The sequence below is a fragment of the Catenulispora sp. GP43 genome (assembly GCF_041260665.1).
Lineage (GTDB): Bacteria > Actinomycetota > Actinomycetes > Streptomycetales > Catenulisporaceae > Catenulispora.
Genome location: NZ_JBGCCT010000015.1, coordinates 268,344 through 274,343 on the forward strand (window position 1 = coordinate 268,344; position 6,000 = coordinate 274,343).

The following is a 6,000-nucleotide window of genomic DNA, read 5'->3' on the forward strand; positions in this document are numbered from 1 at the left end:
CCCTTGTATCCCGATCCGCCCGGTGCCGTGCCGAGGAGGCTAAACGGCTGCGCTCACCGCAGTCAACATCCTGTTTCGGGCACGGCCCGGGGCGGTCTAGACCGCCTGCGGTTTGTGTGGCACAGTCGGAACCGGGGCGGCCACAGGTCTAGACAGGCCGCCAGGGGACGCCAGCCCCTTTGGAACGTTTCAAGGACCGGCGGCGGTATCCGCTGCGCCGTACCGTATACCTTCCGCATCTTTACCGTTGCACTTCAAGGTCAACCCTTGACGTCGCATTATCCGGGTTCTAAGTTCCACGCAACGCGGAATTGAAACGTTCCACCCGGATGCGGAGAGGCGACACCCACCATGACCGACGAGGCGCTGGTCCTCGGACTCGACGTCGGCGGTACGTCGACGCGGGTTCTGGCGGTCACGCCGCAGGGCGTCAGGCGGGGCGCCGGACGCGCTTCCGGGGGCAACCCGACGGGCCTGGGCCCGGAGCGGGCCGCGGCCGCCCTGGCCGAGGCGGTGCGGCAGGCGCTGACCGGCCTGGACCCGGCCGCGGTGCGGCACGTCGTGCTCGGCCTGGCCGGCGGCGGGGCCCTGCCCTCCGGCGAGGACCTGCCCGGGGGTCAGGCGTTCACACAGGTCTGGGCCCGCATGGGGATCGACTGCCCGGTCGAGTACGAGCCGGACGCGCTGATCGCGTTCGCGGCCGGCACCGCCGCGGCGGAGGGCTCGCTGCTGCTGTCCGGCACCGGCGCGGTCGCGATCGCCGTGAAGGACCGGGCGATGGCGGCGCGGGCCGACGGCCACGGCTGGCTGCTGGGCGACCGCGGCTCCGGTTTCTGGCTGGGGCGGCAGGCGGTGCTCGCGGCGATGGCCGAGTTGGACGGCGAGGGCCCGGCGACCGTGCTCACCGGTCTCGTGATCGAATCGTTGCGGTTGCGCGCGACGGCGCCGGGTACCGATTCAGCGTCCGGCGCGGACGAGCCGCGCCTGACCGCCCGCGACCTGGTGGCCGCGGTGATGTCCGAACCCCCGACCGCGCTGGCCCGCCTGGCTCCGCTGCTGTCCACCGCATGCCAGGCCGCGGACCCGGTCGCCGAAGCGATCGCCGACCGCGCCGTCGAGCACCTGGCGCAGACCCTGTCCACCGTCCGCAGTTCCGGCGCGGCCAGCCCGATCGTGCTGGCCGGAAGCATCCTGACCAATCCGACACCGGTTGCCGAGCGCGTGCGGCGGATGCTGCGCGAGCGCTGGCCGGACGCCCCGGTGAGCGAGGCGCTGGACGGCGCGGCGGCCGCCGCCTGGCTCGCTCTGGCCCGCGTCGGACCGGTGCCGCCACCGGAGGTCCGTGAGCGATTGTTTTCGATACCTACCGCCAGCTGACAAAATCTCATACCCTACCGAGCAACTCGAGCAAAGAAGTCCCACCAGACAGCACAGCGCACCCCCGTACGGCCGAGCACTCGCATCACCTGAGCACACCGCACGAGCGCACCTCCCTCACCAGCCGGAACCCCCCGGCGCACCGCTTCTCGTCGATCAGGAGAACCACAGTGTCAGAACACGGTCTGCCCGCCGACGTCTCCCGCCGGCAGATGTTGGTCCGCTCGGCCGCGATCGCGGCCATGGTCGGCCCCGGCTCGGCCCTGGCGGCCGGGTGCGCGGCCGGCAGCGGCAGCAGCAAGAGCAGCAGCAACTCCTCGACCGCCGCGAACTCCTCGGACCCGAAGAACCCGTTCGGCGTGAAGGCCTCGAGCCCGCTGGACGTCTACATCTTCAAGGGCGGCTACGGCGACGACTACGCCAAGGCCTTCGAGTCGCTGTACACCAAGAGCTTCCCCGGCGCCGCGGTCTCGCACCACAGCGGCCAGAACCTCACCGGCGACCTGCAGCCGCGCTTCAACGCCGGCAGCCCGCCGGACGTCATCGACGACTCCGGCGCCCAGCAGCTGAAGCTGGACGTGCTGAACTCCAGCGGCCAGCTGACCAACCTGGACCAGCTGCTGAACGCGCCCTCGATCGACGACCCGAGCAAGAAGGTCCGCGACACCCTGCTGGCCGGCACCATCGAGACCGGCCAGCTCGGCCAGAGCATGTTCTCGCTGAACTACGCGTTCACCGTGTTCGGCCTGTGGTACTCCGCCTCGACGTTCAAGAAGAACAACTGGCAGATCCCCACCACGTGGGCCGACTTCATGACGCTGTGCGCGACCATAAAGGCCAGCGGCATGGCCCCGTTCGCGCACCAGGGCAAGTACCCGTACTACATGATGGTTCCGCTGATGGACCTGGTCGCCAAGAACGGCGGCCCGGACGTGCAGACGGCCATCGACAACCTGGAGCCCAACGCCTGGAAGGCCGACGCGGTCGTGAACAGCGTCAACGCCATCTACGAGCTGGTGGACAAGGGCTACATGCTCCCGGGCACCGAGGGCCTGACCCACATCCAGTCCCAGACGCTGTGGAACCAGGGCAAGGCCGCGGTCATCCCCTGCGGCTCGTGGCTGGAGAACGAGCAGATGGCCGCCACCCCGGCCGGCTTCGACATGGCCGTGTTCGCCATGCCCTCGCTGGACGGCGACAAGATGGCGCAGACCGCGATCCGGGCCGGCGCCGGCGAGCCGTTCATCGTGCCGAGCAAGGCCAAGAACCAGGCCGGCGGCCTGGAGTTCCTGCGCATCATGTGCTCCAAGGCCGGCGGCGCCTCGTTCGCCCAGAACGCGAACTCGCTGTCGGTGGTGAAGGACTCCATCACCCCGGACATCGAGGCCAAGCTCAAGCCGGGCACCAAGTCCAGCAACGACCTGTACCAGGCGGCCAACGGCCAGATCATCTCGTGGTACTACCTCAACTGGTACTCCCAGATGGAGAAGGACCTCGAGGACGCGATGGGCCAGCTGATGGCCAACAAGATCAAGCCGGCCGACTTCATCAGCCGCGCGCAGACCGCGGCCGACAAGTGCGCCGCCGACTCCTCGGTGCAGAAGTTCAAGCGGCCCACCAGCACCAGCTGAGGCGTCCCGCTTCCCCACCGTGGACGCCGCGCCGGCACCGGCCCGGCGTCCGCGGCCCCACCCGTCCCACCCCTCCCCGACCCTCCCGGGAGCTCGCGCCATGCGGCTGCGCAAGAAGACCAGAGAGCGGCTGTTCATCGCCTCGTTCCTCGCGGGGCCGCTCGCGGTCTATTTGATCTTCGTCATCTGGCCCTACGTGGAGACCTTCGGCTACTCCCTCACCGAGTGGAGCGGCGTCGCGCCGCCTAGCAAGGTGGTGGGGCTGAAGAACTACGTGGACCTGTTCCACGACTCGATCTTCCTCAAGGCCCTCACCCACAACATGATCATCCTGATCGTGTTCCCCACCGTCACCATCATCCTGGCGATGTTCTTCGCCTTCATGCTGAACGTGGGCGGACGCAAGGGCGGGATCGGCGGCGTGCGGGGGATCCGGGGCTCGGCCTTCTTCCGGATCGTCTTCTTCTTCCCGCAGGTCCTCTCGGTCGCGATCATCGTGATCCTGTTCCAGGCCGCCTACGAGTCCAACAGCGTCGGCCTGTTCAACGCCGTGGTCATCAAGCTCGGGCTGACCGACGCGAACCACCCCTGGGAGTTCCTGAACTCCCCCACGTTCGTGCTCTGGTGCATCATGTTCATCCTGGTGTGGCAGTGGGTCGGCTTCTACCTGGTGCTGTTCTCCGCGGCCATGCAGCAGATCCCGCGCGACTACTACGAGGCGGCCCTGCTCGACGGCGCCGGCCGGACCCAGACCTACTTCAAGGTCACGATGCCGCTGCTGTGGGACTCGGTCCAGACCGCCTGGGTGTACCTGGCGGTGGCCGCGATGGACGCCTTCGCCCTGGTCGCCACCCTGACCCCGGGCTCCAGCTTCGGCGGCGGCCCCGACGAGCACGGCGAGGTCCTGGCGACCTACCTGATGCGCAACTTCCAGGTGCTGGGCAAGGCCGGCTACGCGTGCGCGATGGGCGTCGTCATCTTCTTCATCACCCTGATCCTTTCGCTCGTCGTCATGCGCGCCACGCGCCGCGAGCGCCTCGAGTACTGAGCGCGGAGGACAAGACGACATGGCAGCCGATATGACGCAGACCCCTCCCGCGGCGCCCCCCGCAACGGCGGGCAAAGCAGGAGGCAAACCCGGCGGCGGCGAACGCTCCCGCCGCTTCGGCGAATCCGGCGCGACCCTGAACGTGTTCGGCACCGGCTTCATGGGAGTCTGGGCGATCATGGTCCTGGGCCCGGTCCTGTGGGTGGTCCTCGGCGCGTTCAAGAACAGCAGCGAGCTCAACGGCAGCGCCTGGTCCTGGCCGCACCACTGGTCCTTCGACGCCTTCTCCCGCGCCTGGCACACCGGCATCAGCACGTACCTGAAGGACACGGTCATCGTCCTGGTGTTCTCGGTGTCCCTGACGATGCTGTTCGGGGCGATGGCGGCCTACGTCCTGGCCCGCTTCGAGTTCCGGGGCAACAGGTTCATCTACTACCTGTTCGTCAGCGGCGTGATGCTGCCGGTGTACCTGGCCCTGGTTCCGTTGTTCTTCCAGGTGAGCAAGCTGCACATGCTGAACACGTACCAGGGCCTGATCCTGGTGTACGTCGCGTTCTCGATGCCGTTCACCGTGTTCTTCCTGCACTCGTTCTTCCGGACACTCCCGTCGGCGGTGTACGAGGCGGCCCTGATCGACGGCGCCTCCCACACCCGGGCCTTCTTCCAGGTGATGCTGCCCATGGCCAAGCCCGGCCTGATCAGCGTGGGCATCTTCAACATCCTGGGCCAGTGGAACCAGTACCTGCTGCCGGTGGTGCTGATGCAGTCCCAGCACGGCGAGGCGCCGCACTACATGCTGTCGCAGGGCCTGGTGTCACTGATGGTGGCGCAGGGGTACAGCGGCGACTTCCCGGCGCTGTTCGCCGGGATGACGATCGCGATGCTGCCGGTGATGGCGGTGTACCTGTCGTTCCAGCGGCAGGTGCAGGCGGGCCTGACGGCGGGCACGCTGAAGTAGGCATGGCGGGTGCCGGTGCCGGTGCCGGGTGCCGGTGCCGGTGCCGGGGGGCGGTGCCGGTGCCGGGGGGCGGTGCCGGTGCCGGGGGGCGGTGCCGGTGCCGGGGGGCGGTGCCGGTGCCGGGGGGCGGTGCCGGTGCCGGTGCGGCTGGATGGTGGGTTTAGAAGCTTTTTACGGCTTCGCGCATGGTTTACGGGATTCGTTGGTGGCGCAGTTCGGTGGTGTGCCAGGCGACGCACTGGCGGCCGGCGGTCGTGGCTGAACACGACCGCGCACCGGTCCGAGTCACTGCGCACGCGTTGGGTTGGCGGCTGGCGGCCGCGTTTGGTGGGCACCTGAAGTCAAAGGCAGGGGCCTCCGGCCGGGGCCTCTGCTCGGAGGGATCACAAGACCCCGCGTGGGTGGCGGTCCGAATGTTGGTCGCCACTGTCTCGGTTCCCTCGTCGCTGTCGTCGCCGTAAACGGAACCATCCCGGCCTGGCGGTATCAAGTCGGATCGCTGTTGCTGTGGCCGGTTTTCGTCCGACTTGACACCGCCAGTCCGGAATGGTTGGCAGAGCCCGCCGACAGCGACGAGGGAACCGAAACAACCCCGCCTGTTGGTGGAAGACGGATCCATGTGTCACACGCGAGTCGGCTATCGAGGGCCGACCTGCGTGTGACACATGGATCCGTATCCCATGCAGGGGGTTGTCCCGGATTCCCCGTCGCGTCGGCGGGCGTAGCCAAGCTGACCGGGCCGGTGGTGTCAAGCCGCTGATACCAGACCACAGCAGCAGCGATCCGGCTTTACACCACCGGACCGGTCTGCTTCCGTCAGGCGCCGATGCGACGGGGAATCCGGGACAGAGGCGACCACAAGCAGCGACCGCCGCTCGACAGCGCAACCCTCCATCCCCGGAGCGAGTAGGGATGGCGCGTTGCCGCGCCGTTGGGTCGGCGCGAAAATGTGCCTGCACGGTGCTGCCCGCATCGAGCACGTGTGG

At 68.4% G+C, this 6,000-nt stretch carries 4 protein-coding genes; all 4 read left to right on the forward strand.

What is annotated here, in order from left to right:
• The first annotated feature begins 351 nt into the window (after nucleotides 1–351).
• The 4 genes from ABH926_RS29055 to ABH926_RS29070 all read left to right on the forward strand — a co-directional run bounded on the left by ABH926_RS29055 (nucleotide 352) and on the right by ABH926_RS29070 (nucleotide 5,014).
• Nucleotides 352–1,377, forward strand: a complete 1,026-nt coding sequence (locus tag ABH926_RS29055) for an N-acetylglucosamine kinase (protein WP_370369008.1) — start codon at nucleotides 352–354, stop codon at nucleotides 1,375–1,377.
• 170 nt (nucleotides 1,378–1,547) lie between these two features.
• Nucleotides 1,548–3,008, forward strand: coding sequence for an N-acetylglucosamine/diacetylchitobiose ABC transporter substrate-binding protein (gene ngcE / locus ABH926_RS29060; protein ID WP_370369009.1), 1,461 nt, complete (start codon nucleotides 1,548–1,550; stop codon nucleotides 3,006–3,008).
• A 100-nt stretch (nucleotides 3,009–3,108) separates the two neighbouring features.
• Entirely contained in the window at nucleotides 3,109–4,056 is a 948-nt protein-coding gene (locus ABH926_RS29065; protein ID WP_370369010.1) for a carbohydrate ABC transporter permease, read from the forward strand.
• A 19-nt stretch (nucleotides 4,057–4,075) separates the two neighbouring features.
• The gene (locus ABH926_RS29070) at nucleotides 4,076–5,014 is read left to right on the forward strand and encodes a carbohydrate ABC transporter permease (protein WP_370369011.1); all 939 of its coding nucleotides are present in this window, start codon (nucleotides 4,076–4,078) and stop codon (nucleotides 5,012–5,014) included.
• Nucleotides 5,015–6,000: the final 986 nt, after the last annotated feature.

Bases quoted from the DNA above. Each gene is read 5' to 3' on its own strand.
- ABH926_RS29070 (WP_370369011.1), top strand. From the start codon at position 4,076: ATGGCAGCCGATATGACGCAGACCCCTCCCGCGGCGCCCCCCGCAACG.
- ABH926_RS29055 (WP_370369008.1), top strand. From the start codon at position 352: ATGACCGACGAGGCGCTGGTCCTCGGACTCGACGTCGGCGGTACGTCG.
- ABH926_RS29065 (WP_370369010.1), top strand. From the start codon at position 3,109: ATGCGGCTGCGCAAGAAGACCAGAGAGCGGCTGTTCATCGCCTCGTTC.